At 72.9% G+C, this 22,070-nt stretch carries 14 protein-coding genes; 3 read left to right on the top strand and 11 right to left on the bottom strand.

Going from position 1 to position 22,070, the window contains the following annotated elements; genetic code table 11:
• Nucleotides 1-4: 4 nt before the first annotated feature.
• The 3 genes from WME85_RS53220 to WME85_RS53210 all read right to left on the bottom strand — a co-directional run bounded on the left by WME85_RS53220 (nucleotide 5) and on the right by WME85_RS53210 (nucleotide 3,669).
• Nucleotides 5-805 (bottom strand): HAD family hydrolase, encoded by an 801-nt coding sequence (locus WME85_RS53220; RefSeq protein WP_437833624.1) that lies wholly within the window; start codon nucleotides 803-805, stop codon nucleotides 5-7.
• A gap of 115 nt (nucleotides 806-920) precedes the next feature.
• The gene (locus WME85_RS53215; RefSeq protein WP_437833622.1) at nucleotides 921-2,252 is read right to left on the bottom strand and encodes an aspartate kinase; all 1,332 of its coding nucleotides are present in this window, start codon (nucleotides 2,250-2,252) and stop codon (nucleotides 921-923) included.
• Between the two features lie 130 nt (nucleotides 2,253-2,382).
• Nucleotides 2,383-3,669 (bottom strand): YkgJ family cysteine cluster protein, encoded by a 1,287-nt coding sequence (locus WME85_RS53210; RefSeq protein ID WP_437833619.1) that lies wholly within the window; start codon nucleotides 3,667-3,669, stop codon nucleotides 2,383-2,385.
• A 505-nt stretch (nucleotides 3,670-4,174) separates the two neighbouring features.
• Between WME85_RS53210 and WME85_RS53205 the strand changes: the two genes are divergently transcribed.
• Entirely contained in the window at nucleotides 4,175-5,644 is a 1,470-nt protein-coding gene (locus WME85_RS53205) for a hypothetical protein (protein WP_437833616.1), read from the top strand.
• A gap of 163 nt (nucleotides 5,645-5,807) precedes the next feature.
• On the opposite strand, the gene WME85_RS53200 is transcribed toward WME85_RS53205, so the two are convergent.
• The 8 genes from WME85_RS53200 to WME85_RS53165 all read right to left on the bottom strand — a co-directional run bounded on the left by WME85_RS53200 (nucleotide 5,808) and on the right by WME85_RS53165 (nucleotide 16,941).
• A complete protein-coding gene (locus WME85_RS53200) occupies nucleotides 5,808-7,340 on the bottom strand; it encodes an MSCRAMM family protein (protein ID WP_437833613.1) in 1,533 nt (510 codons plus the stop codon).
• Between the two features lie 294 nt (nucleotides 7,341-7,634).
• A complete protein-coding gene (locus tag WME85_RS53195; protein ID WP_437833610.1) occupies nucleotides 7,635-8,126 on the bottom strand; it encodes a hypothetical protein in 492 nt (163 codons plus the stop codon).
• 744 nt (nucleotides 8,127-8,870) lie between these two features.
• The gene (locus WME85_RS53190; protein WP_437833607.1) at nucleotides 8,871-12,413 is read right to left on the bottom strand and encodes a DVUA0089 family protein; all 3,543 of its coding nucleotides are present in this window, start codon (nucleotides 12,411-12,413) and stop codon (nucleotides 8,871-8,873) included.
• A 123-nt stretch (nucleotides 12,414-12,536) separates the two neighbouring features.
• Complete coding sequence (locus WME85_RS53185) at nucleotides 12,537-13,175, bottom strand: NAD(P)-dependent oxidoreductase (protein WP_437833604.1); 639 nt, start codon at nucleotides 13,173-13,175, stop codon at nucleotides 12,537-12,539.
• 273 nt (nucleotides 13,176-13,448) lie between these two features.
• A complete protein-coding gene (locus WME85_RS53180; protein ID WP_437833601.1) occupies nucleotides 13,449-14,222 on the bottom strand; it encodes an endonuclease/exonuclease/phosphatase family protein in 774 nt (257 codons plus the stop codon).
• Between the two features lie 18 nt (nucleotides 14,223-14,240).
• A complete protein-coding gene (locus tag WME85_RS53175; RefSeq protein WP_437833599.1) occupies nucleotides 14,241-15,569 on the bottom strand; it encodes a phospholipase D-like domain-containing protein in 1,329 nt (442 codons plus the stop codon).
• A 93-nt stretch (nucleotides 15,570-15,662) separates the two neighbouring features.
• The gene (locus tag WME85_RS53170; RefSeq protein ID WP_437306790.1) at nucleotides 15,663-16,226 is read right to left on the bottom strand and encodes a cytochrome c maturation protein CcmE; all 564 of its coding nucleotides are present in this window, start codon (nucleotides 16,224-16,226) and stop codon (nucleotides 15,663-15,665) included.
• 103 nt (nucleotides 16,227-16,329) lie between these two features.
• Nucleotides 16,330-16,941: a hypothetical protein gene (locus WME85_RS53165; RefSeq protein ID WP_437833596.1), complete on the bottom strand. Its 612-nt coding sequence runs from the start codon at nucleotides 16,939-16,941 to the stop codon at nucleotides 16,330-16,332.
• 243 nt (nucleotides 16,942-17,184) lie between these two features.
• Between WME85_RS53165 and WME85_RS53160 the strand changes: the two genes are divergently transcribed.
• Both WME85_RS53160 and WME85_RS53155 read left to right on the top strand, forming a co-directional pair.
• The gene (locus WME85_RS53160; RefSeq protein ID WP_437833594.1) at nucleotides 17,185-20,721 is read left to right on the top strand and encodes a hypothetical protein; all 3,537 of its coding nucleotides are present in this window, start codon (nucleotides 17,185-17,187) and stop codon (nucleotides 20,719-20,721) included.
• Nucleotides 20,722-20,874: 153 nt separating this feature from the next.
• Nucleotides 20,875-22,017, top strand: coding sequence for an acyl-CoA dehydrogenase family protein (locus tag WME85_RS53155; RefSeq protein ID WP_437833591.1), 1,143 nt, complete (start codon nucleotides 20,875-20,877; stop codon nucleotides 22,015-22,017).
• The last annotated feature ends 53 nt before the right edge of the window (nucleotides 22,018-22,070 follow it).

The raw sequence follows: 22,070 nt of genomic DNA, 5'->3' as shown, positions 1-22,070 counted from the left end.
CAGCTCAGGTGGCGAGCAGGACGAGCCCCGGGATCGAGCCCGCGACGGCGAGCAGCTTCGGGCTCGGGGCGACCGCGACGGGCAGCCGGGCCGTCCTCAGCAGGGCGGCGTCGTACGCGCTGTCGCCGAAGGCCGCAAGCACCGCGAGCTCGGGGAAGAGGCGCTCGAGCGCCCGGGTCTTCCCCTCGCCGTACGTCGCCGGCGCGCCGAGCTCCGGGGCGAGCCGGCCCTCGCGGACGGCCGGGGTCATGGCCGCGATCCGCTCGGGCGCGACGCCGAGGCGCGCGACGGCGCGCTCGATCACGAAGCGCGGCGACGCCGAGACGACGTACACCGGCACGCCGCGCGACCCCGCCCAGTCGAGGATCGGCAGGAGCGCCGGCCGGATCCGCGCCGCGTGGCCCTTCTCCTCGAGCACGCGGTCGACGAGGGCGGCGAGCTCGTCCTCGCGCCACCCCGCGAAGGCCCACGCCATCATCGCGAAGGCCCGGTCCTCCGGGTAGCGCTCGGCGACGAACGCCGCGTGGAGCGCGCTCGCGAGCTCGTGCGCGCCGCCCTCCGCGGCGACGCCGAACGCCTCGGCCTCGCGGCGCAGCGCCGCCTCCGCCTCGGGCCGCGCGCGGCGCCCCGCGAGGAACGCCTCGAAGAGGTCGAAGCCCACGTCCCCCTCCCAGAGCGTGCCGTCCGCGTCGAAGGCGAGCGCGCCGGCGCGCGCGGAGCCGCGCTCGACCTCGAGGCGCTGCAGGATGTCGCTCGTGCTCACGCGCGGGATGCCCCCGCTGCCGTCGAGGTGTGCTTCCGTCATGGTCTCCCCGCGCCGGACGTCGGGCCCGGCCGAGGACCACGCCTACTGCGGCGCGCGCGTCGCGTCACGCCTGTCAACGTCCCGTCACGCCCTCGCCTCGCCCGCTCGGGCGCCGTCAGCTCGCCCGCTCGAAGAGCGAGCGGTGCAGCACCGCGACGGCGGCCGCGACGCTCGCGTCGTCGATGACCATGCACAGGTTGATGCTGCCCATCGCGTAGCTCAGCATCTCGACGTTGACGCCGGCCTGGGACATCGCCTCGAGCACCTGCGCGGCGACGCCCTTCTGCCGCGGCAGGCCCTGGCCGACGACGACGAGCGTCGTCCGGTCGGGCAGCACCTCGCAGGCGCCGAAGCTCTCGAGCTCCGGCAGCGCGCGGCCGAGCTTCCCGAGGTCGTCGGTGGTCATCGAGACCGAGACCTCGGACGTGGTGATCACGTCGATCACGACCTCGTGCCGGGCCAGCACGGCGAGGACCTGCGCGAGGAAGCCGACCTCGCCGAACATCCGGGTCGAGCTGATCTTGAGCACGACCTGCCGCTCGCGGTACGCGATGCACGTCACGGCCGGGGACGCGGCGTCGGTGTTGAAGTCGATGACCGTGCCGGGGTGATCCGGCCGGTTCGTGTTGAGCACCCGCACCGGGATGCCCTTCTCCATGGCGGGCAGGAGCGTGGAGGGGTGCAGGACGCGGGAGCCGAAGAACGATAGCTCCGCGGCCTCGTCGAAGTGCATCGTGGGGATGTTCCGGGCGGTCTTCACGACGCTCGGGTCGGCGGTCATCACGCCGTCGGTGTCGCTCCAGATCTGCGCCTCCTCGGCGTCGAGCCCCGCGGCGAGCAGCGTGGCGGTGAGGTCGCTCCCGTTGCGGCCGACGGTCGTGATCTCGCCCGCCTCGTTGCGGCCGACGAAGCCGGTCACGATCGGGACGACGCCCTCGGGGACCCGCTCGGCGAACATCGCCTTCGCGCGGGCGTCGAAGCCCGGCAGCGGGCGCGCGCGGCCGAAGTTCGCGTCGGTGATGAAGCCGAGCTCCCAGACGTCGTAGGCGCGGGCCTGCACGCCGCTCCGGGCGAAGAAGTCCGCGATGCAGCGCACGGCCATCCGCTCGCCGAAGCTCGCGACGTAGTCGAGGCTGCGCGGGCTGAGCTCCTTGACGAGGCTGATGCCGCGCAGGAGGTCCTCGATCTCCTGGAAGAAGGGCGCGAGGAGGTCGGGCGCGCACCCGAGCGACTCGGCGACGGCGCGCTGCCTGCCGAGGGGGATGGAGGGGTCGAACCGCCCGGTGGCGGCGAGCTTGGCGGCGTTGATCAGCGCGTCGGTCATGCCCTTGTGGGCGGAGCTCACGACCACGGGGCGGCGGGCCAGGCGGGCCCTGACGATGTGAAGGACCTTCTCGATCTGCGCGCGGCTCTCGACCGAGGTGCCGCCGAACTTCATGACGATCATTGCGCGTGCCTCCATGGGCCTGTCGGCCCGCTGGGCGCGGCATGATAGTCAGGGTCGGCCGTCAGGCGAGGAGGGAAGCGGGGTGTTTTCCGGGTCACGCCCCCGGGCGCCGCTCGCCGCACATCGGACGCTACGCCTCGGTCGCCAGCAGGGCCCGGAAGCTCTCGCGCTTCGTGAGCAGGAGCCAGCGCAGGTTCTTCATGAGCTTGCCTTGCTCCGAGAGGGCCGCGTGGCTCAGGAGGACGAGCTCGGCGACGCTGATGCCCTCCCGCACGTCCTCCAGCGACACCTTGACCCTGCCGTTCGCGGCGGCGCGGCACCGGGCGAAGCGGGAGATCACGACGGTGGCGAGCGCGAGGTCGAGCACCGCGGCGAGCAGGTGCCGGGGCGCCGAGAAGATGTGCCGGCGCTGGAGCACGAGGCGCAGGTAGTCCTTGACGAGGGTGCCCTCGTCGCCGGCGAGGAAGCGGTCGACCGTCCGCACCCGCTGCAGCTTGAAGGGCTCGGGGACGAACAGCATGTCGACCGTGCCCCGCTCGAGCATCCAGGCGACCTTGTTCCCGAGGCTGCGCAGCGCCTGGAGCTGCGTCCAGGAGGCCTTCTCGACGCGGTGCGCCTCCCGGACCCGCGACGGATAGCAGAGGTTGCCGAGCAGGTAAGCGAACAGCACCCGCGCGTAGAACGAGGCCTTCTTGCGGGGCGCGAGCGGCGCGAGCTCCCCGGCGCTGGCCTGCCCGAGGGCGGCCTCGATCGAGGCGTCCGTCGCGCGCTCGGCGCCCGCGGGCAGCGCGCGCTCGAAGGCCGCCGTCCAGTCATAGAGCCGCGCCAGCGTCTCGGCGGGCGACGCGTCGGTCGCGAGCTGGTCCTCCCAGTGCCTGACGGCGCGCAGGTACTGGGGCTGAGCGAGGATGACGCCGCCCAGCGTGGCCAGCGCCTTCGACATCCGCTCGGTGTCGCCGCGCTGCTGGAGCTTCGCCTTGAGCTGGCGCTCGACGGGCTTGCCGTAGTTGTCGCGGATCGACGGGCACAGCTGGGAGAGCTGCGCGACGACGACATCCTTCTCGTCGCGGACGAACCCGAAGGGGAACGCCTGGCACGACTTGGGGATGTACTCGTGGCCGAACCGCTTCTGCATGCTGCAGAGCATGTCGTCGTCGAGGAAGACGCACTGGAGCCGGCGGTCCTTCTCCCGCATGGGCAGGACGCCGCGCGCGATGACGAGGGCCCCCTCCTCCCCGGCGCGCTCCCTCACCCAGGGCTCTTCGAGGTACCGCCTGGCCTCGTCGTTGCTGAAGCGGATGTTCCAGGGCAGCCGACAGCAGCGAGCTGGGCAGTCGCGGCACTCGAACTTCTGATTCGGGGGATGACTCGGCGGAGAAGAGAGCTTCGTCGCCGGAGAGGAGTGCTTCGTCGCCATGAGGGCCGCGGACGATACAACGCGCCGGCGATCTGCGCTCGATCCGGCGGTCTGTCCACGTCGGCCACGTCGGCCGCGTCGGCCGCGCCCGCCGGCTCCGTGTCAAACAGCCCCAGCCCTGCCCGCCAGGACCGGGCGAGGGGGCTCAGGCGTGGCAGAAGGCGACAGGCGGGAGAACGCCGACAAAAAGACAGCGCCGCCGGGGCCTCAGGGGGGCGAAGGCCACGCCGGCGGCGCTGGTGTCCTATGAAGCACTCACCGTGCCATCCGGACGTTCCTGAGAACCCGGCCTGAATGACGGCATTTCGTCGGGAACGTCCCCGCCGTGTTTCGATTCTGAAACGTCAGGATCTCAGCGTTGAACGATTGTAAGGGTTCTTTTCTTACGATTGCACTTCCGCTTAGGACATAATAATTACAGTAAACAATGTCTTTTTCTCCTGTTATCGCAGGGCATGGCGTGCTCCGTGCTAGGTGCCCTTATTCCCTACTAAGGAGAAACAAGATGCGACTTGGTCTTCCCCTGTCAGCAGTTACAGCGATGTGTCTGGCCCTCGCCGCGTGCGGCGACGATGAGCCGGCTCCGCAGGGCGCGACGTCCGGCACGGGCGGCGGCAGCGGCGGCGAGGGCGGCGAGGGCGGCCAAGACGAGGGCGGCGGAGGCGGCGCGCCGGAGGGCAAGGCGGACGGCGAGCCCTGCGCGGCCAACGACGAGTGCCTCGGCGGGCTCTGCTTGACCGAGGAGACCTTCGGCTGGGCGGGCGGCTACTGCTCCTCGCTCTGCGACCCGGAGCTCGTGCCGTGCGAGGCCGGGTCCGAGTGTCTGCCCCAGGGCAGCTACTCGCTCTGCCTGAAGTCCTGCGAAGAGGCGGCCGACTGCGGGGGAACGGGGCAGACCTGCATCGATATGACCGGGGAAGGCTCGCTGATGTGCGTCGGCGGCTGCGACGCCGACGAGCAGTGCGAGGGCGCCTGCAACGACGACTACGGGTACTGCGTCGCGACCGGCGAGGTCTGCGACAACGCCGAGGACGACGACAAGGACGGCCTGCAGGACTGCGAGGAGCTTGACTGCGCCTCGCAGGGCGCGTGCGCCGAGGACATCACCGCGGCCTGCGCCGGGGCGGTCGACGTGTCCGAGGGAGGGACGTTCACCGGCACGACCGAGGGCGGAACCAACCTGTTCGGCTCGATGTGCTCGACCCTCGGCGGCGCGTACCCGGCCGGCGTGGGCATGAACGAGCGGGTCTTCCAGTTCGTCGCGCCGAGCAAGGGCGTGGTCCAGCTCGCCGCGAAGGCGGTAGAGGAAGGGGTCGAGTTCGACTGGTACCTCCGGAGCGGCTGCGACGACGCGGCGACGCTGCTCGGCTGTCTGGTCTCGTTCGGCCCGCGCAGCGCTCCCCTGGAGCTCCCCGTCGAGGCCGGCGACACCTACTTCGTCTTCATCGAGGGCACGGGCGAGGCGGACGTGGAGTACAAGCTCGACGTGTCCTTCGCGGAGCAGCGCTGCGGCGATGGAGTGCGCGTCGGCACGGAGGAGTGCGACGACGCCAACACCGCGAACGACGACCTGTGCACGGACGAGTGCCTGGTGAACCCGGAGGTCGTCTGCGCGAGCGCCTTGCCGACCACGGGCGAAGAGACGGCGGGGGACGCGTCCGAGGGCACGCAGGGCTTCACGGGGTCGTGCGGGGGCGACGGCGGGGAGCTCGTGTATCAGTACACCCCCACGGCGAGCGGCGACGTGACGATCAGCGCGGTCCCGGAGGGCGCCGCGGACATCGTCCTCCACGTGCGGACCGACTGCGCGGACAGGGACAGCGAGATCGCTTGCGCGGATGACCTGTTCGAGACCGAGTTCACCGAGTCCGTCACGGTGCCGGTGACCGAGGGAGAGCCGATCACCATCTTCGTCGACAGCTACGACGGCGCCTCCTCGGGGCCGTTCACGCTGACGATCACCCCGGCGGAGTGACCTGCTGACCGGCGAGGGCGCCCCGGAGCGGGGGCGTCCTCGCGTCACGCCCTCGCTTCCGCGGCCTCGCGAGCGCGCGACGCTCGGCGCCGGCAGAAACGCGAGCCGGCCGTCCGGGAGGCTCCGCCTCCGGACAGCCGGGAGTCGCCGCCGACGCTGCGGGTCAGCGCGGCTGCGGGGCCTCCTTGGCAAGGCTGGGCAGGTCGATCACCTGCAGATCCCTCGTCGTGACCTCGTCGGGCTTCACCCGCAGGCCGGCCCCGATGCTGGTCGACTCGACGTTGACGATGTAGGCGCCGGGCGGGAGCCCGGACACGCGATACGAGCCGTCCTCCGCCGTGACAGGGTAGTACATGCCGATCGCGCCGTCGTCCCCGATCGCGGTGGCCAGCATGAGGCGAGCCCCGGGGAGCGGCTTGCCAGCGACCGTGACGCGACCGCGGATCTCCCCTGTGCCCTGAGGCGCAAGGGTGATGTCCTGCTGCGTGCGCTTCCCCTCCTTGATCTCGACGCCCGCGAGCACCACCTGCTCACCGCGCCGCATCATGACGCGGAGCACGCCGGCCGGCACCTGCTCGAACTCGAAGCGCCCCTCCGCGTCGCTCACCGTGTTCACGAACCCGATCGGCCGGTGCATCAGCGTGAGTCGGGCGCCCGCCACGGGCTTGCCGTCGACGTCGCGCGCCACGCCGGAGAGGCTGCCGCCGGGCGACATCACGAGCTTCACCGGTGCGAGGCTGTCGCAGCTCGAGACCTCGAGCTCGATCGAGCTCACGGCGTTGCTCCCGTCATAGCCGCGGACGGCGATCGTGCCCTTCGGCACGTGCGGCAGGCTGAACGAGCCGTCGTCCTCGGTCTGCGCCTGAGCGGCGGCCTCCATGGCGAAGTTGGTCATTTCCCCGGCGGCGAGCAGCGACTCGGCGTCGACGTACACGCCCGGCAGCGGAGCGCCGGACGAGTCCACGGCGCGCCCGGTCAGTACACATCCCTTGGTGAGGGTCAGCTCCATCTTCTCGACGTCCCCGGCGCGGACGGTGGTCATCGGAGAGAACGTGGGCGCGAACTCCGCCGCCGTCACCCTGACGACGATGTCCCAGGACGGCAGTTGATCGACGCGGAACGAGCCGTCCGGGCTCTCGAACGTGCGAGAGAACAGGGGCGGCGTCGCGGGGGTATCCGCCGTCACGACCGAGAGGACGTCGATGGCGAAGCGCCGCACGGGCTCGCCCCGCTCGTCCAGCACGCGCCCCTCGATGACGCCGCTCTTCGGCAGCACGAGGCTCACCGCCTCGCCGAGGTGCGCCGTGGTCGACGTGGTCCCGTACCCCTCGGCGCTCGCGCTCAGCTGGTAGGTGCCGTCCGGGAGCTTGAGCTCGAAGCTCCCGCTCTCGTCGCTCTTCACGGAGCCCACCGTCGAGAGCACGTTGCCGGCGACCTCGAACGTCGACGCGACGACCGTCACGCCCGCGACGGTGTTCCCGTCCGTGCCATAGACACGCCCGCTGATCGTCGGCCGCGCCTCCGGCCTCGCCGCGGGCGCGCCGCGAAGGAGCGCCCTGTTGCGGTAGCGGGTGGGCTTCTCCTCCGCTCCGGCGGCCGGGGCCCTCGCGCCGGTGGCCCGCTCGTCTCTCTGACGGAGCGAGAGGAAGAGCACGACGCCGGCGACGGCCGTCACCAGGAGCAGTCCGAAGGCCACCCATAGAAGCTGGCGCGAGCGTTTCCGTTGCGAGGTAATCGGTTGCATCATTGTTCCTCCAGACAAATGGACCTGGCGAGAGCTGCGTGGCTGGGCGCTCCGTGGAAAGAGAGAGGGGGCTGCCGGCAGCCGCCGGCGCCCCCTCCTTCTCCACACGACGCGATCGGCGAGCGCCTCCCCGTCCTGCCCGGGGCCTGCGTTGTGGGCTTTCTGCAGGGAGGCTCTCGCCGATCGGTCGAGCGCTGGGCGTCGTCCTGTCGCCGGTTGGAGACCGGCCTCAGCGACGCCCCCCCATCAGGGGTGCGCCGACGGAGTCATCGTCAAGCTATAGGCCATCGACAGCACGGAGCCATACTGGGCCACGCCCTTGATCACGCCGTTCGTACCGTCCTGCATCGCGCTGTAGCGGGCCATCCGCTTCTTCTGCTGCCGCGAATCGAAGCCCCAGTTATCGCAGGTAGGGTCGAGGGTGATGGTCGCGTCCGCCGGATACAACGCGCGATACTCGCAGTCTTGATCGTACGACGTCAGCTCCTCGTGAACGATCAGGTTGGCGCACGAGGGGAGACCCGCGCTGTTGCACCACTTGACCGCAACAGCGCAAGTGTCACCGAAGAGGCTGCCTTGCTGCTCAAGCCATGTGAAGGCGACCTGACCGACGTCGATCTTCCTCAGGCCAGTGTTCATCACGACCTTGTAACCCACCCCCTCAGGGAGGGCCATGGCGCTGCCCGAGACCGACATCACAGCAGCGAAAGCGAACGCCCAACGAGCAATCTTCTTCATGAGAAATACCTCCGAGGAATCGAATCTGTGGTGAAGTTACGTTGCAGATACCTATCCAGATCGTCACCCAAGGGATCCATGCCCCGGGGCCTGCGCCAGGAGAGCTGTGGCCCGGCGGGCGCGACGCACGTCGTCGTCGGCCCGTCATGGTCACGCTCCCGGAGGAACCCGCCCCGAGGTCATGCCGCGAACAACAGGAGACTATTCTCCCCGCGGATTCACGCAAGCACTTTTGATTGGCAATTCTCGTGTCGAAAACACGACTCACATAGAACCAGGGAGAATACCGGCACTCCTCGACTATGAGCTCATGCCCTCTGCCTCGAACGCACCCCATGGGCTCCCACATCCAGCCGAACCATCACGCACCCACGCCGCGAGAGGCGCTGTGCGGCGGCGCTGCGAAGAGCGGTCCAGGCCTGGAGTGGTCGGAGGAGCGCCAGCGCGGGCGCACGAGGCGCGCACGAGGAAGGAACGCAGGGATTTCACGTCGCCCGCGGTGCGCGATGCGCGGATGAGCCTTGTGGGTCCTGACCCCTCATGTGACGCCGATGAGCACCGCGGAGCCACGCCGCAGGGCGGCGCCGCGGAGCGCGGCAGTCTTGCGATGATGGGATATCGAGACATCGAGTCACGGCACGACGCCGGGTTCGTCCCGGTCTCCCGGCGGCGCCCGGAGCGGGCGCGCCGCGTGCCGGCTGGACGTGGCGCGGCGCGCCGCGGCTCCGGCGCGGGCCGCCCGGCTCAGCGGATCGTGACGGCCAGTCGGTAGTCGAAGAGGGCCGCCGAGCCCCTGGCGCCGGACGAGGCGCGGACCCGGAGGAAGTACGTCCCCGCCGGGAGGGCGTGCGCGCCGGGGTGGCGCGGGACGTCCCCGGTGCCGTCGAGGAGCGAGCAGCGCCCACGACCGCTGTCGTCGTCGTCTGCGATGAGCGAGCCCTCCCCGTCGAGCAGCGACAGCCGGCTGTCGACGTCGAGCGACTCGCACGCTTCCACGCCGCCGCCGCCGCCCTCGACGATCTCCGCGCGGATCGACCGGCCCGCCGGGAGGTCGACGGCGTAGAAGTCGAAATCGTCGGTCGTCCGCGCGCCGGCGATGAACACATCGGAGCCGATTGGCCCGCTCGCCGTGGCGATGTCGCCATTCGGCTCCTCCTCGACCCCCGCTGTCCCCGCCGGCGCGAGGATCTTCGCCTGGAGGAGGTAGATCGGTATCGCCGCGCCGCCCTCGCGCGCCGCGACCTCGACGTCGTGGTCGCCAGCCGGGAGCCCGACGACGAGCGCCGAGCAGCCGCTGATGCCGCCCGCGTACTCGGCGTCGGAGAGCCCCTCGTCCGTCGCGACCGGCTCCCCCGCGGCGTCGAGCACGCGGAGCGTCGTGGCGATGCCCCCCTCGCAGCCCGCGGCGGTGCCGTCCAGGACCTCGAGGCGCACGACCGAGGCGACAGGCAGGCTCACGCGGAAGACGTCCCTGTCGCCGCCCGCGGCGATGCTCGCCGCGACGAGGGCGTCGCCCGCGATCAAGAGCTCGCTCGCGCCGGCCTGCGCGCGGGTGTCGTTCGGCTCGATCTCCGCGGTCACCGCCTCGAGCTGGCAGACGGCGCTGCACCCGTCGCCGCCCGCGACGTTGCCGTCGTCGCACCCCTCCGGCGCGTCGACGAAGCCGTCGCCGCAGGCAGGGAGCCTGTCGCAGCCCGGCGTGCAGCGCGCGCCGCCGTCGCACTCCTCCGCGCCCTCCCTCACGCCGTCGCCGCACGAGGCGTCGAGCGAGACGCGCAGCGTGTAGCGCGCGGCCGGCAGCTCGGGAAAGCCGCGGACGTGGACATAATAGGTCCCCGGCTCCAGGTGGCGCGCCGCGGCGCCGCCGGGGCTCGCCGGGTCGATGAGCGAGCAGGCGCCGTCGCCGCCGTCGTCGTCGGAAGCGAGCACGGTCGCCCCGTCCGCCGCCAGGAGAGAGAGGGCCGTGTCGACGCCGTCCGCGCACCGCTCGGGGCCGCTCGAGTCGAAGGTCTCGAGCCGGAGGTCGGACACCGTCGCGAGCTGCAGGGCGAAGACGTCGTCGAGGTCGCCCTCGGGATCGAGGGCGCCGGACACCAGCGCTCCTGGCCCCAGGGCGCCGTTCGCGTCGGCCTCGGCAGGGGTCGAGTTGGGCTCGATCTCGGCCGTCACCCCCTCGAGCTGACATGCGGCGTCGCAGCCGTCCCCGCCTTCGGCGTTGCCGTCGTCGCACCGCTCGGGGTCGTCGATGAAGCCGTCGCCGCACGCCGGGACGCGCTGGCACGCCGCCCCGCACCCGGCGCCGCCGTCGCACTCCTCGTGTCCCTCGACGATGCCGTCGCCGCAGAGGGTCGTTGTCCGCGCGCGCAGGGTGTATCCCGCGATGGCGGAGCCGCCGTACTGCTCGACGCGCACGTAGTAGGTGCCCGGCGCGGTGATGGCGGCCTGGACGAGCGAGCACCTCTCCTCGCCGCCGTCGTCGTCCTCGCCGATCACGGCGCCATCGGGCGCGAGGAGCTGTATCACCGTGTCGACGTCGCGGCAGGAGGTCGGGCCGGACGCGTCGAACGTCCCGATCTCGAGGTCGGCCACGCCGGCGACGTCGACGGCGAAGTAGTCGACGTCGCCCGCCGGCGAGATCGACGCGGAGAACAGCGCGCCCGGCGCGGTCGCCTGCCCCGCGGTGGCCTGGTCCAGCGCGTCGTTCGGCTCGACCTCCGGGAGCGTCCCCTCGAGCTCGCAGGCGGCGCTGCAGCCGTCTCCGCCCTCGGCGCCGCCGTCGTCACACGTCTCCGGGCTGTCGACGGAGCCGTCGCCGCACACCGCGATCCGCGCGCAGTCCGGAGAGCACTGCTCGCCGCCGTCGCACGCCTCGCCGCCGTCGACCACGCCGTCGCCGCACAGCGCGGTGAACACGACGAGGAGGTCGTACCCGGGGATCGTGGCGTCGTTGCTGAACTCCTCGACGGTCACGTAATACGTGCCTGGCTGGAGCTGGGTCGCCCAGGGGGCGATGCTCCCGTCGATGAGCGAGCAGGCCTCGGGGCCGCTGTCATCGTCGCTCGCCAGCACCGTCTCGCCGTCCGCGTCGAGCAGCTGGATGAACGTGTCGACGCCCTGGAGGCACTCGCTCGGGCTCCCGGGGCTGAACGTGGCGAGCTGGATCTCGGCGAGCCGCGGCACCTCGAAGGCGAAGACGTCGACGTCGCCGAGCGGCTCGATCGCCCCCGAGACGAGCTCGTTCGGCCGGAGCGCGCCGCGCTCGTCGGCCTCGGCCGCGGTGCTGTTCGGCTCGACCTCGGGCAGCGGGGTGTCGAGCTCGCACGCGGCGCTGCAGCCGTCGCCGCCGGTCGTGTTCCCGTCGTCGCAGAGCTCCGGGTGCTCCAGCGCGCCGTCGCCGCACACCGCGATGTCCAGGGTGAGCGAGAGCGTGTAATCGAACGCCGCGGGCTCCGCTGCAGGGGAGTTCTGGACGCTCACGAAGTAGTCACCTGCGCTCAGCTTGTCGAGCACCAGGTAAGAACAGTAGTTGTCGTCGGCGATGTCATCGTGCGCCTCGATGGTCTCGAGGGATCCATCGAAGATCGTCACATACGTGTCGACGCCGAGGGAGCTGCACGTCGTGCCCAGCGGGCCGTCGAGCGTCTGTGCCCTGAGCCGCCCGACAGCCCCGTCGGGGACGGTGATAGAGAACACGTCCACGTCGGCCCCGGGATCGATGAAGGCGCGGATCTGACCGTCGGGCGCGACGGCGAAGGCCTCGTTGGCCGACGCGAAATCGTCGTTCGGCTCGATCTCACACCCGGGCTCCACCTGACATGCGCGCGAGCAGCAGTCGCCGGACTCGTCGCCGCCGTCATCGCACGCCTCCCGGCCGCCGAGCGCGCCATCGCCGCACCCGGCCGTGCACGTGCTCGGCGCGCCGGCGCAGGCGAACCCGGGCTCGATCGCGCAGCCCGGATCGCACCCGTCGCCGGCCTCCCGATTCCCGTCGTCGCACGCCTCGGCGGACGCCACGACAGCCCCGTCACCGCAGTCGGCGCCGGGCGCGCCGCCGTCTCCGCCGCTGCCGCCGCTGCCGCCGTCTCCGCCGCTGCCGCCTCCTCCGAAGCCGCCGGCGTCGCCACCGCCGCCGCCGTCTCCGCCCTCACCGCCGCTGCCGTGGGCCCCGGGGACAGGAGGATCATCGATCTTGCTGCGATCGACGGTGACGAGGAGCTCACACCCGAGCAGGGCCGGAGCCGCCAGGCCGAAGAGCAACGGGAGCGCGGTCCTGACAGGGAAATTCATGAGTTCTCGGGCCTCTGCTCGGCGCCATCACGGCAGAGAAGCCGAAGCCGCCTCCGGCGCCGCGGGCGCAGCAGACCGAACCTCCACCGTCGCGTCAAGGGACGACGCGCGAGCGCCGCACCGTCAATAGGTGACGGCGACCGCTTTACCTACGTAATCGTCGCTGTCGATCTGGGTGATCATGAAATGCGCGATGTCCTCGCGCGAGATCGTGGGACCGGCGAAGAAATAGCCCCCCAGCGGCAGGTGCTCGGCGCTGGCGCGGTACTCCTTGCTGAGCCGCCCGTCCGTGAGCTTGGGCGGGCGAACGATCGTCCAGGCCACGTCGCTCCGGCGAACGGCCTCTTCCATGCGCTGCATGTCGGAGTACCTGTTGCGGAGCAGCGGCTTGACCACGAAGCGGAACCAGAGCGCGCTCTGCTGATCGTCGACGCCCGCCGAGGTGACGGCGATCAGGCGGCGGACGCCGTGCTCCTTCATCGCGCGGAGGACGTTGGCGATGCCCTCGGAATAGACGCGCGTGGGGCCGAAGCCGCGCGACCCGAGGGCGGAGAGGACCGCATCGTGGCCGGCGACGGCGCGCGACACCTGCTCGGCATCCATGATGTCGCCGCGGAGCGCGCGCAGCCGCTCGTGGTGCGGAACAGGAATGGTGGCCGGATCGCGCGCGAACGCCGAGACCTCGTGGCCAGCTTCGAGGGCCTGACGGACCAACGCGGCGCCCGTGCCCCCGGTCGACCCCAAGATCAGCAATCTGCTCATGAGCCCCGAGCCTAACCGGTCTGCCGCGGCGGGTTCAACACGCGCGTCGTGACGCACCGCAGAGCCGCGGTGTAGCGCGCCCGCCGCGGGCGCGGGCCCGGGACGTCGACAGGACGACACCAGGCGGCCCCCGACTCACCTTTACGTGAGTTTACGCGAGCCCCCCTGAAATCGTTCCGGGCTGTGATGGTCCGCGACGCCCCGGACGTCGCCGGGGCGACGGGGGCCTCATCCCTGGCGATCTGCTGGAGAGGCGGGCGAGCGGCGCCCCGCTCAGGCGCCGAGCCGCAGCCAGGCGGCCACGCCGTGGTGATCCGAGCCGGAGAACGGCGCCCGCTCGCAGCGCGTGATCGTCCACCCGTCCCCGGGCTGGACGAAGACATAGTCGATGCGGCGCAGCGGCAGGCCCGCCGGCCACGTGCCGCCAGCCTTGCCGGGGTGCGTCTGCGTCCAGGCGTCGAGCCAGCGCGCGTCTCCGGCGCTCGCCTGGAGATAACAGACCGCCTCCTCGCTCGGGAGCGCGTTGAAGTCGCCCATCAGCACGGCGCCGAGGCTCCGCGACTTCTGCCGCTCGCGCGCGGCGAAGCTCACGAGCTCGCGCACGGTGCGCGCCCGCGCGCGCTTCGACAGCGAGAGGTGCGTGACGAGCACGTCGATCACCGCACCCGCGTGCCGGATCGCCGCGCGCAGGACGACGCGCTGGCTGTCGCGCTCGAACGGGTCCTCGCGATCGAGCGTGAGCGCCTCCACGGAGTGGTCGAGCACCTCGATGTCCTCCCTGCAGAGCAGCGCGACCCCCTCGCACTCGCCGCTCGCCGCGACCCGCCCCGGCGCGAACCAGGCGCGGTATCCGCCGGCGAGCCGCGAGAGCTCACCGGCCTGGCCGAGGTCGCCGCTCGCGGCCGGCGCGTGCACCTCCTGGAGCCCGATGATGCCGGGCCGCAGGTCGCCGATGAGGCGGGCGAGCATCGTCCGGCGCCGCTCCCACAGGGCGACTCCACCCCAGATGTTCTGGGTCAGGATAACGAGGTCGCGTTCTTGGCTCAAATGCCTCCTCCTCGGGCGTCAGTCCGGGGATGTCTTAATCAACCCGTCGAGGAGGCTCAAGGCCCCATGAGCGAGCCAATCAACCGCCTTGTCGGGGAGCGACCGCTCCGCGAGCGTGGCCCGGGTCACCGGCCGCGAGTCCGCCCGGTCCTTCGAGAACAGGTCGGCCACCCGGGCCACGAACGCCGGATCGAACACGAACAGGTTCACCTCGTTGACGGCGCTCAGGCTGCTCGGGTTCGCGTTGAACGTGCCTATCGTGCACCACGCGCGGTCGACCAGCGCGAACTTCGAGTGCAGGACGTCCCGCTGGAACTCGAAGAGCTTGAAGCCGCGATCGAGCCACGCGGGGTGCTCGGCGCGCGCGGCCCGCTGGATGATCGGCAGGTCCGTCTCGTCGGGGAGGATGATCTGGACATCGACGCCGCGCGCGACAGCGTCGACGAGGTCCTTGAGCATCCCGGCGGGAGGGAAGAAATAGGCGTTCTCGATCCAGACGCGCTCCTGCGCTCGCCGGATCGCCTCGCGGTAGCGGGCGTAGACCCGCGCGTTGTCGTCCGGCGTGTCCGCGACGAGCTCGAGATCCGGGTACTTGCGCCCGGTCGCGTAGTCGCGCAGCCGCTCGCCGCCGCCGTCGGCCTCGCGCCATCGCTGCTCGAAGAGGTACGCGAAATCGCCGACGCAGGGGCCGTCGACACGCGCGCAGACGTCGTGCCACCCCTCGCCCCCGCGCCGCTCCGGGAGCCACTCGTCTCCCCACGCGGCGCCGCCGGTGTAGGCGGCATCGTCGATCACGATCACGCGCGAGTGATCCCGCGGCAGGAAGCCGCCGCGGCCGAGCGTGACCGCCATGGGTCGGTAGGCGCGGACCTCGACGCCGCGGCGCCGGAGCTCGTCGAAGAACGGGGCGTCGGTCTCGTTCGAGCCGAGCGGGTCGTAGAGCAGCCGCGCCCGCGCGCCGCGCGCCGCGGCCCGCCCCATGACGTCGGCGAACGAGCGCCCGAGCAGGTCGTCGCGGTAGATGTACGTCTCGATATCGACGCGCCGCTCCGCGCGCTCGACGTCGCCGAAGATCGAGCCGAGCACCGCCTCCATGCCGGGCAGCAGGGTGAGCGCGTGCTGCGCGGTCGCGATCGGGCCGATGGGCCGCGACACATCGGCGCCGGCGGCCGCGCCGGAGCTGGCGGCCGCGCCGGAGCCGGCGGCCGCGCCGGAGCCGGAGGCCGCGCCGGAGCCGGCGGCCGCGCCGGAGCCGGCGGCCGCGTCACCGAACGGAGAAACGCCCGGCACAGGCGTGCTGCGCCCGTCGTCGACGGGGCCATGCGGCCGGCGGTCACGGGAGATCATCGCCGCAGTGTGGAGGGTGCGCGGGGGAAGGCGAGCGCCGCCGGGCGCGCCGCGCCGCGCGGGGCGCGGCGAGGGCAGGCGGGCCGGGCTCGATCAGTTGGCCGAGAGCGGGCCCTCGCCGGCCTTGGCGCCGCCCTTCATCTCGTGCGAATTGGGATCGTACTTCGAGGTGCACTTGGCCATCACGAGGCTCGCCTCGAAGTTGCCGTCCTGCGCGAGCGTGCCCTCGACGGTCACCTGGACGCCGCCGCTCGGGACGTCGCGGAACGTGTCGGGGATGACGCACTGGGGGTAGCGCACGGGCAGCTCGGCCTGCGTGCCGTGGATCTGGAAGCGGTACTCGCAGGGGCTGTCGCGCTTGACGAGCGTGCCGGGCACGAGCTCGCCCTCGACGCGGACCTTGCGGCCGGCGAGCTTGTCCTTCGAGGCGAGCAGCTGATCGACGGGCGTCGCGTAGACGGCGGCTTCCTTGAAGCCGACGAGGAAGAGCGCGACGAGGGCGCCCACCATGACGAGCAGCGTGGCGAGCAGGCCGATGCTGCGCGTGCGCGGCTTCGACGGCGAGCTCGCCGCGGCGGGCTTCACGACCGCCGGGGTCTCCTGCTGCTCTGCGTGAGACAGCGCCTGGGCCAACTCTTCATCCAGCTTCTTGCTCATCGTGGAACCTTCAGGCACAGGCTAGCCCGCGCTCCACGGCCGGTCGAGCGCCACCTGCTCCGCCCGGGCCCGGCAGGCGGCGCGCCCGCGGGATCGGACAGCCCTACCGGACTTGTCCCTCGCGAGCGTACTGCACGAACCGGCGCGCCTGCTCGCGCAGGGTCGAGACGCCCGCGGTGTCGGGGGAGGTGAAGAGCACGCGGAGCCCGTCCGCCGCCTCGACGACCCGGCCGCGCGCGCCCGCGCGGGCCATGTCGAACAGGCGGCAGCGCGGGACGACGTCGGTCGGGGGCTGCTGCCGCTCTCGCGCCGCCCGTTCGAGCGCGTCGAGGTGCGCTTGGAGCCGGCGGGCGAGCGTCTCCAGCGAGGTCGCGCTGCCGCCGGGGGTCGGCGTCATGACGATCTGCACGCCGCCCGGGATGTCCTCCGCGCTGACGCTCGTGGACGCCGAGATCTGCCGGCAGAGCTCGTGCTCGTCCACGTCGTCCGCCGTGCCCTGGCGCGTCTGCCCCTCCTCCGCGGGGCTGCTCTCGCTCTCGCCCGAGCCCGGCGCCGGCGCGCGCCCCGGAGCGCCGGACGGCGGCTGCTCCTCGATGTCGTACGGCACCTCGGACTCGAACGTCGGCGTCCTGCCGATCGGCTGGGCCGGCCGCCGCTCCCCGCCGCACCCGGAGGCGAGCGCGAGGAGCGCGAGGGATCCCAGAGTTATGTGCATGCGGTGAATCGACGCGTTCATGGGGGCCTCCTGGAGCTTCTCGGCCCTCACCGGCTGCAGCCGCCGTGCCCGCGGGCGCGGGCACGACGACGATCGGGGCCCGTACATACCGGCACCGCGGTGCACGCTCCGGCGCGCCGCCGCGCCGCGTGTGAGCCCTCGCGCCGATCGCGGGCCCATCTGCGCTAGGCTCGGCCGCCGCCCCCCTCCGCCGCGCCGCGAGGGAGGGCAGCGCGTGCGAAAATGCGTCGTCCCCGATCGTCCCTCTCCGTGATCTCCGCGCTGCTCGTGCCGCTCGCCTGCGGCGCGGGCGCTTGCTCCGGCCGCCCGATGACGGCGCCGCCCGCGCCTGCCGGCGCGGCGGCGCGCGCCCCCGGCGGCGGGCTGGACGCGGCCCAGGCGGCGTCGCTCACGGTCGACGCCGCCGCGGCGACGCCCGGCGGTGCGGCGCAACCCGGGCGCACGCCGCTCGGCGCGCCGCGGGTCGAGCCGCTGCCGTTCGTCATCGAGCCCTCGCTCGACGGCCGCGCGGTGCTGTTCGTCTCCAAGCTCTCGTCGGATCGGGTCGGCTGGGTCAGGCGCGTCGACGCGGCGACAGGCGAGCTCGGGCCGCCGCTCCAGCTCGTCGACGAGGACCTGGCCGGCGCGCTCTCCTCGGCCGGCGGGGGCACCACGCTGCTCACCTCGCGGGGCGACGATCTCTGCGCGACGGCGTTCCTGCCCGGCGAGACGTCGGCCGCGTCCCGCGCCTGCGCGAAGGCGCGCGCGCACGCGATGGCGGCCGTGGGCGAGCGCGTCGCGCTGCTCGAGCTCGAGCTCGCCGACCCCGCGAAGCGCGACAAGGCCGCCGCGACGGCGCAGCGCGCCGCGCGCGAGCGCGCCGCCGCGAGGCCGGCCCGCAAGGCGGCCGCGGCGAAGCGGACCGGAAAGACCGACGGCGCGCGCGTCAAGCCGACCGAGAAGCCGACCGAGAAGAAGCGCGGCAAGCGCGGCGCAGACCGCGGGCGCGATGGCCGGCCGAGGAAGAGCGCGCGCCCGGCACCGCGGCCGAAGCGGCCGGATCCGCTGCCCGAGGTCGAGGTGCGGCTCCGCTGGTTCTCGCCCGCCGACGGGATCGCCGCCGCGTCGTCCCCCACCGGCCTGCGCTTCCGGCCGCCGCTCGACGGCATGGCGCTGATCGACGCCGGCGCGAGGCCGGGCGCGATCGACCTGCTCTACTACGCGGCGAGCGCGAAGCCCGCGACGAAGAACGCGAGCGCGCCGTGGCTCGGGAGCGCGCAGATCGCCTTCGCCTCGCTCGGAGAGGACGGCAAGCTCGATCCGGGCCGGCGCGCCGTCGTCGTCGAGGGGGATCTCGAGTACGGCGCGCTGCGCGGCCACGTGGATCCGCGCCTCGTGACGGCGAGCGCGGGCTCGGCGGTCGTCGACGTGACCGGCCGCAACGGGGCCTGCCAGGCGGCGCGCGTCGCGCCCGCGCTCCAGCGGCTCGCCGCCGGCGCCGCCCCCAGGGCGGTCTGCGCCGTGGACCCGGCGCGCCTCGCGGACGCGACCCCGCTCGCGCCGGCCGAGATCGCCGCGCTCGAGCGCATCGCCGCGAGCGGCGCCCGGCGCGCCGCGGGGCAGCCGGCGTACGACCCGGGGCTCGCGGCGTGGACGGGCGATCGCGCGTACTTCCAGACGAGCTCCGGCGAGCTGTTCTCGGCCTCGCGCGCCGACGGAGCGCCGCGCCGCGAGCCGGACCCTTTCCCGGCGCGGCGCGCGCGGGTCGCGTGGGGCGCGCTCGCGGCCGACGGCGAGGGGCTCGCCTTCGCCGCGGAGCAGCTCTACCGGATCGACGCGCGCGGGCAGGTCGCCGCGGTGGCGGCGCCGGAGGGCCCCGGCGCCGCCACGGCCGGTGACGCCGGCGGCGGCGCGCCGGGCACGCCGATCGGCGAGCCGGAGCGCCCAGCGGACCGGCGGCGCGCCGCGCGAATCGGGGCGTCCTGGTGGCTCGCGAGGACCGACGTGGTGCGGCTCCTCCCGGGGCCGCTCGCGGTGCCCGCGCTGCGGGGGCGCGCGCACGAAGGCAGCACGGCGCTCGTCGGCGGCCGCGAGCGGGGGCTCTTCCTCGAGGTGCTCGGCGGTCGGCTCCAGATGACCGGGATCGACGCCTCGGGCGCGCTCACCAGGCCGGGCGCGCCCGCGCCGGCGGCGCCCGGCGCCGGCGCTGCGGCAGGGACGCCGCCCGCCGTCGCGTTCGCGTCGCCGGTGCGCGCGGGGTTCGACGCGTGCGAGCGCCGCGGCGGCGGGGCCATCGTCGCCGGCGTGAGCGCCGGGGATCCCGGCAGGGTCGTCGCGCTCTCGATCGACGCGCTCGGCCGGCCCGGGGCGGTGCGCGAGACCTCGCTGCCGCTCGCCGAGGGCGACCTCGCGGTGCGGCTCGTCGCCCTGCCCGAGGGCGGCGCGCTGCTCAGCGACGCGGGCCGGCGCCACGTCATCTGGCTCGACGACGACGGCGCGGAGCTCGCGTCGCGGCCGTGGCCGGCGGACGACACCGGCGCGCTCTGCGTCGACGGGCAGCCCGCGCGGCGCGCCGTCCCGGCCCCCGCGCCCGGGGCCTTCGTGACCGTCCCGGAGCTCGCGGCGCCCGGCGCCTGCACGGTGGGCGACGCCGTCTGGGCCGCCGACGGCAGCCTGCGGTGGTTCGGCAGCGCGGTGAGCGGCCTCGACGCGCAGGCCGAGGCCGGCGTCGCGCGCCCGGCGCTGCCCGCGAGCGCGGTCGCGGCGGTGCGCCCGGCCGCGGCGGCGCCCGCGGAGGCGGTCGCCCCCGCGCTGGCGGGCGCGCCCGCGTGCCCCTCGGACATGGTCGCCGTCGAAGGCGGCCGCTTCTGCATCGATCGCTTCGAGGCGATGCTCGTCGACGGCGCCACCGGAAAGGCGCTGTCGCCCGACTACCCGTCGACCCCGAACCTCCTCGAGCTCACGCTCGCCGAGTGGTCGACCGGACGGCGACGGACCGGCGACGTCCACGCGCGCGCCTTCCCGCTGCCGCTGCTCCCCGGCTGGCAGCGCGGGCGGGCGATCGCCGCCCTGGCGCGCTCCCGGCCCGGGGTGCGGCCGAGCGGCTACGTGACCGGCCTCGTCGCCGAGAGCGCCTGCGCCGCGGCCGGCAAGCGGCTGTGCTCGGTCGAGGAGTTCGTCACCGCGTGTCGCGGCGAGGACGACACGCTGTATCCGTACGGCGACACGTTCGAGGAGGGCGCGTGCAATGTCTTCCGGGCCGGGCACCCGGCGGCCCAGCTCCACGGCAACGCGTCGATTGGCCACCTGGATCCCCGGCTGAACCGCGTGCGCGTCGCCGGAGAGCCCCTGCTCCGGGAGACGGGCGGGAGCCCCCGGTGCAGGAGCCGCTGGGGCAGCGACGCGGTTCACGACCTCGTGGGCAACCTGGATGAGTGGGTGAACGAGCCGGGCGGCGCGTTCGCCGGCGGCTTCTACTCGCGCTCCACCCGCGCGGGCTGCGAGGCGCTCGTCACGGCCCACCCGAGGAGCTACCTCGACTACTCGACCGGCGTCCGCTGCTGCCAGGACGGGCCCGCGCCGGCGGCGCCAGTTACGGCGCCAGACATCGATTCGTCGTCGCCGGACGCGCCCGCCGGCTCAGCGCCGCGGCCGCCCGGGCTGCTGCCGGACCAGGCCGGTGATGGCGAGGGCAGCGGAGAGGACGAGGAGCACGTCGGTCCAGCGGGCAGCGGGCAGCACACCGAAGGCGGCGAACAGCCACATCAGCAGCGTCGCTAGCACCACGCTCCAGAGCGCGACATCGATCCAGCGGTTCATGCGTCCCCTTTCGAGAGCGTTCACGCAAGAACGAAGCGAATCGCATGCCACGTCGTCGCGGGCGCGCGCGTCCGCGTGCTACGTTGGGCAGTGATGAGCGTGTCATCCTCCGCCATGGAAAGCGACCTGGAGAACCCGACGGAAGAGCACCGGATGCTGCGGCAAATGGTGCGCGATTTCGCCCGCGAGGTCGTCGAGCCGCAAGCCGACGAGCACGACCGGACCGCCACCCTCAACGTCCCCTTGATGCAGCGGCTGGGCGAGCTCGGCCTCCTCGGCGTGACCGTCCCCTCGGAGTACGGGGGCGCGGGCATGGACGCGCTCGCCGCCGTGATCGTTCACCACGAGCTCGCGAAGAGCGATCCCGGGTTCACCCTCGCGTATCTCGCGCACGCGATGCTGTTCGTGAACAACTTCTTCCACGCCGGCAACGACGAGCAACGCGCGCGCTACCTGCCGAAGGTGCTCTCCGGCGAGTGGATCGGCGCGATGGGCATGACCGAGCCCACGAGCGGGACAGACGTGCTCGGCATGAAGACGTTCGCCCGGCGCGACGGGGACAGCTACATCCTGAAAGGGCGCAAGGCGCTCATCACCAACGCCCCTGAGGCCAGGATCTTCCTTGTCTATGCGACCATCGAGGGCAGGGTCACGACCTTCGTGGTGGAGCGGGGGTTCCCCGGGTTCTCGACCGACGAGAAGACGCCGAAGATGGGAATGCGGGGAAGCACGATGAGCGAGCTCATCTTCGACGATTGCGTCGTGCCCGCCCGGAACGTCCTCGGCCAGGAGGGGGGCGGGATCCGCAACATGATGAGGAACCTGGAGCTGGAGCGCCTCACCCTGGCCGCCATGAGCCTCGGGATCGCGGATCGCTGTATGGACATCATGATCCAGTACGCCGGAGAGCGGCGGAGCTTCGGCAAGCCGATCGCCGAGCACGGGCAGATCCAGCGCTACATCGCGGAGAGCTACGCCAAGACCGAGGCGGCGCGCGCCCTCATCTACTCGGTGGCGCGCAACGTCAGCCCCGAGCGGCGCAACCGGCTCGGGACCGACGCGGCCAAGCTCTTCGCGGCGCCCGTCGGCAAGGAGGTGGCCGACAACGCCATGCAGGTGCTCGGCGGCTGGGGTTACTGCACCGAGTACAAGGTGGAGCGGTTCTTCCGGGACGCCAAGCTGCTCGAGATCGGCGGCGGCACGCTCGAGTCGCACCAGAAGAACATCACGCGGGAGCTGATCGGCCGCATGGGCTGATGCGCTCCGCCCTGCTGCCGGACCTGCTCGGCAGGATCGGCGCGCGTGTGTCG

Origin of the sequence: Sorangium sp. So ce1153, from assembly GCF_051521595.1 — a bacterium.
Lineage (GTDB): Bacteria > Myxococcota_A > Polyangia > Polyangiales > Polyangiaceae > Sorangium.
This window is presented reverse-complemented; position numbering and strand designations above follow the sequence as displayed.

Coding starts and splice junctions, on each gene's coding strand:
- WME85_RS53220 (WP_437833624.1), bottom strand. CDS start 805: ATGACGGAAGCACACCTCGACGGCAGCGGGGGCATCCCGCGCGTGAGC.
- WME85_RS53185 (WP_437833604.1), bottom strand. CDS start 13,175: ATGAGCAGATTGCTGATCTTGGGGTCGACCGGGGGCACGGGCGCCGCG.
- WME85_RS53195 (WP_437833610.1), bottom strand. CDS start 8,126: ATGAAGAAGATTGCTCGTTGGGCGTTCGCTTTCGCTGCTGTGATGTCG.
- WME85_RS53190 (WP_437833607.1), bottom strand. CDS start 12,413: ATGAATTTCCCTGTCAGGACCGCGCTCCCGTTGCTCTTCGGCCTGGCG.
- WME85_RS53175 (WP_437833599.1), bottom strand. CDS start 15,569: ATGATCTCCCGTGACCGCCGGCCGCATGGCCCCGTCGACGACGGGCGC.
- WME85_RS53205 (WP_437833616.1), top strand. CDS start 4,175: ATGCGACTTGGTCTTCCCCTGTCAGCAGTTACAGCGATGTGTCTGGCC.
- WME85_RS53165 (WP_437833596.1), bottom strand. CDS start 16,941: ATGCACATAACTCTGGGATCCCTCGCGCTCCTCGCGCTCGCCTCCGGG.
- WME85_RS53170 (WP_437306790.1), bottom strand. CDS start 16,226: ATGAGCAAGAAGCTGGATGAAGAGTTGGCCCAGGCGCTGTCTCACGCA.
- WME85_RS53155 (WP_437833591.1), top strand. CDS start 20,875: ATGGAAAGCGACCTGGAGAACCCGACGGAAGAGCACCGGATGCTGCGG.
- WME85_RS53160 (WP_437833594.1), top strand. CDS start 17,185: ATGCGTCGTCCCCGATCGTCCCTCTCCGTGATCTCCGCGCTGCTCGTG.
- WME85_RS53210 (WP_437833619.1), bottom strand. CDS start 3,669: ATGGCGACGAAGCACTCCTCTCCGGCGACGAAGCTCTCTTCTCCGCCG.
- WME85_RS53215 (WP_437833622.1), bottom strand. CDS start 2,252: ATGATCGTCATGAAGTTCGGCGGCACCTCGGTCGAGAGCCGCGCGCAG.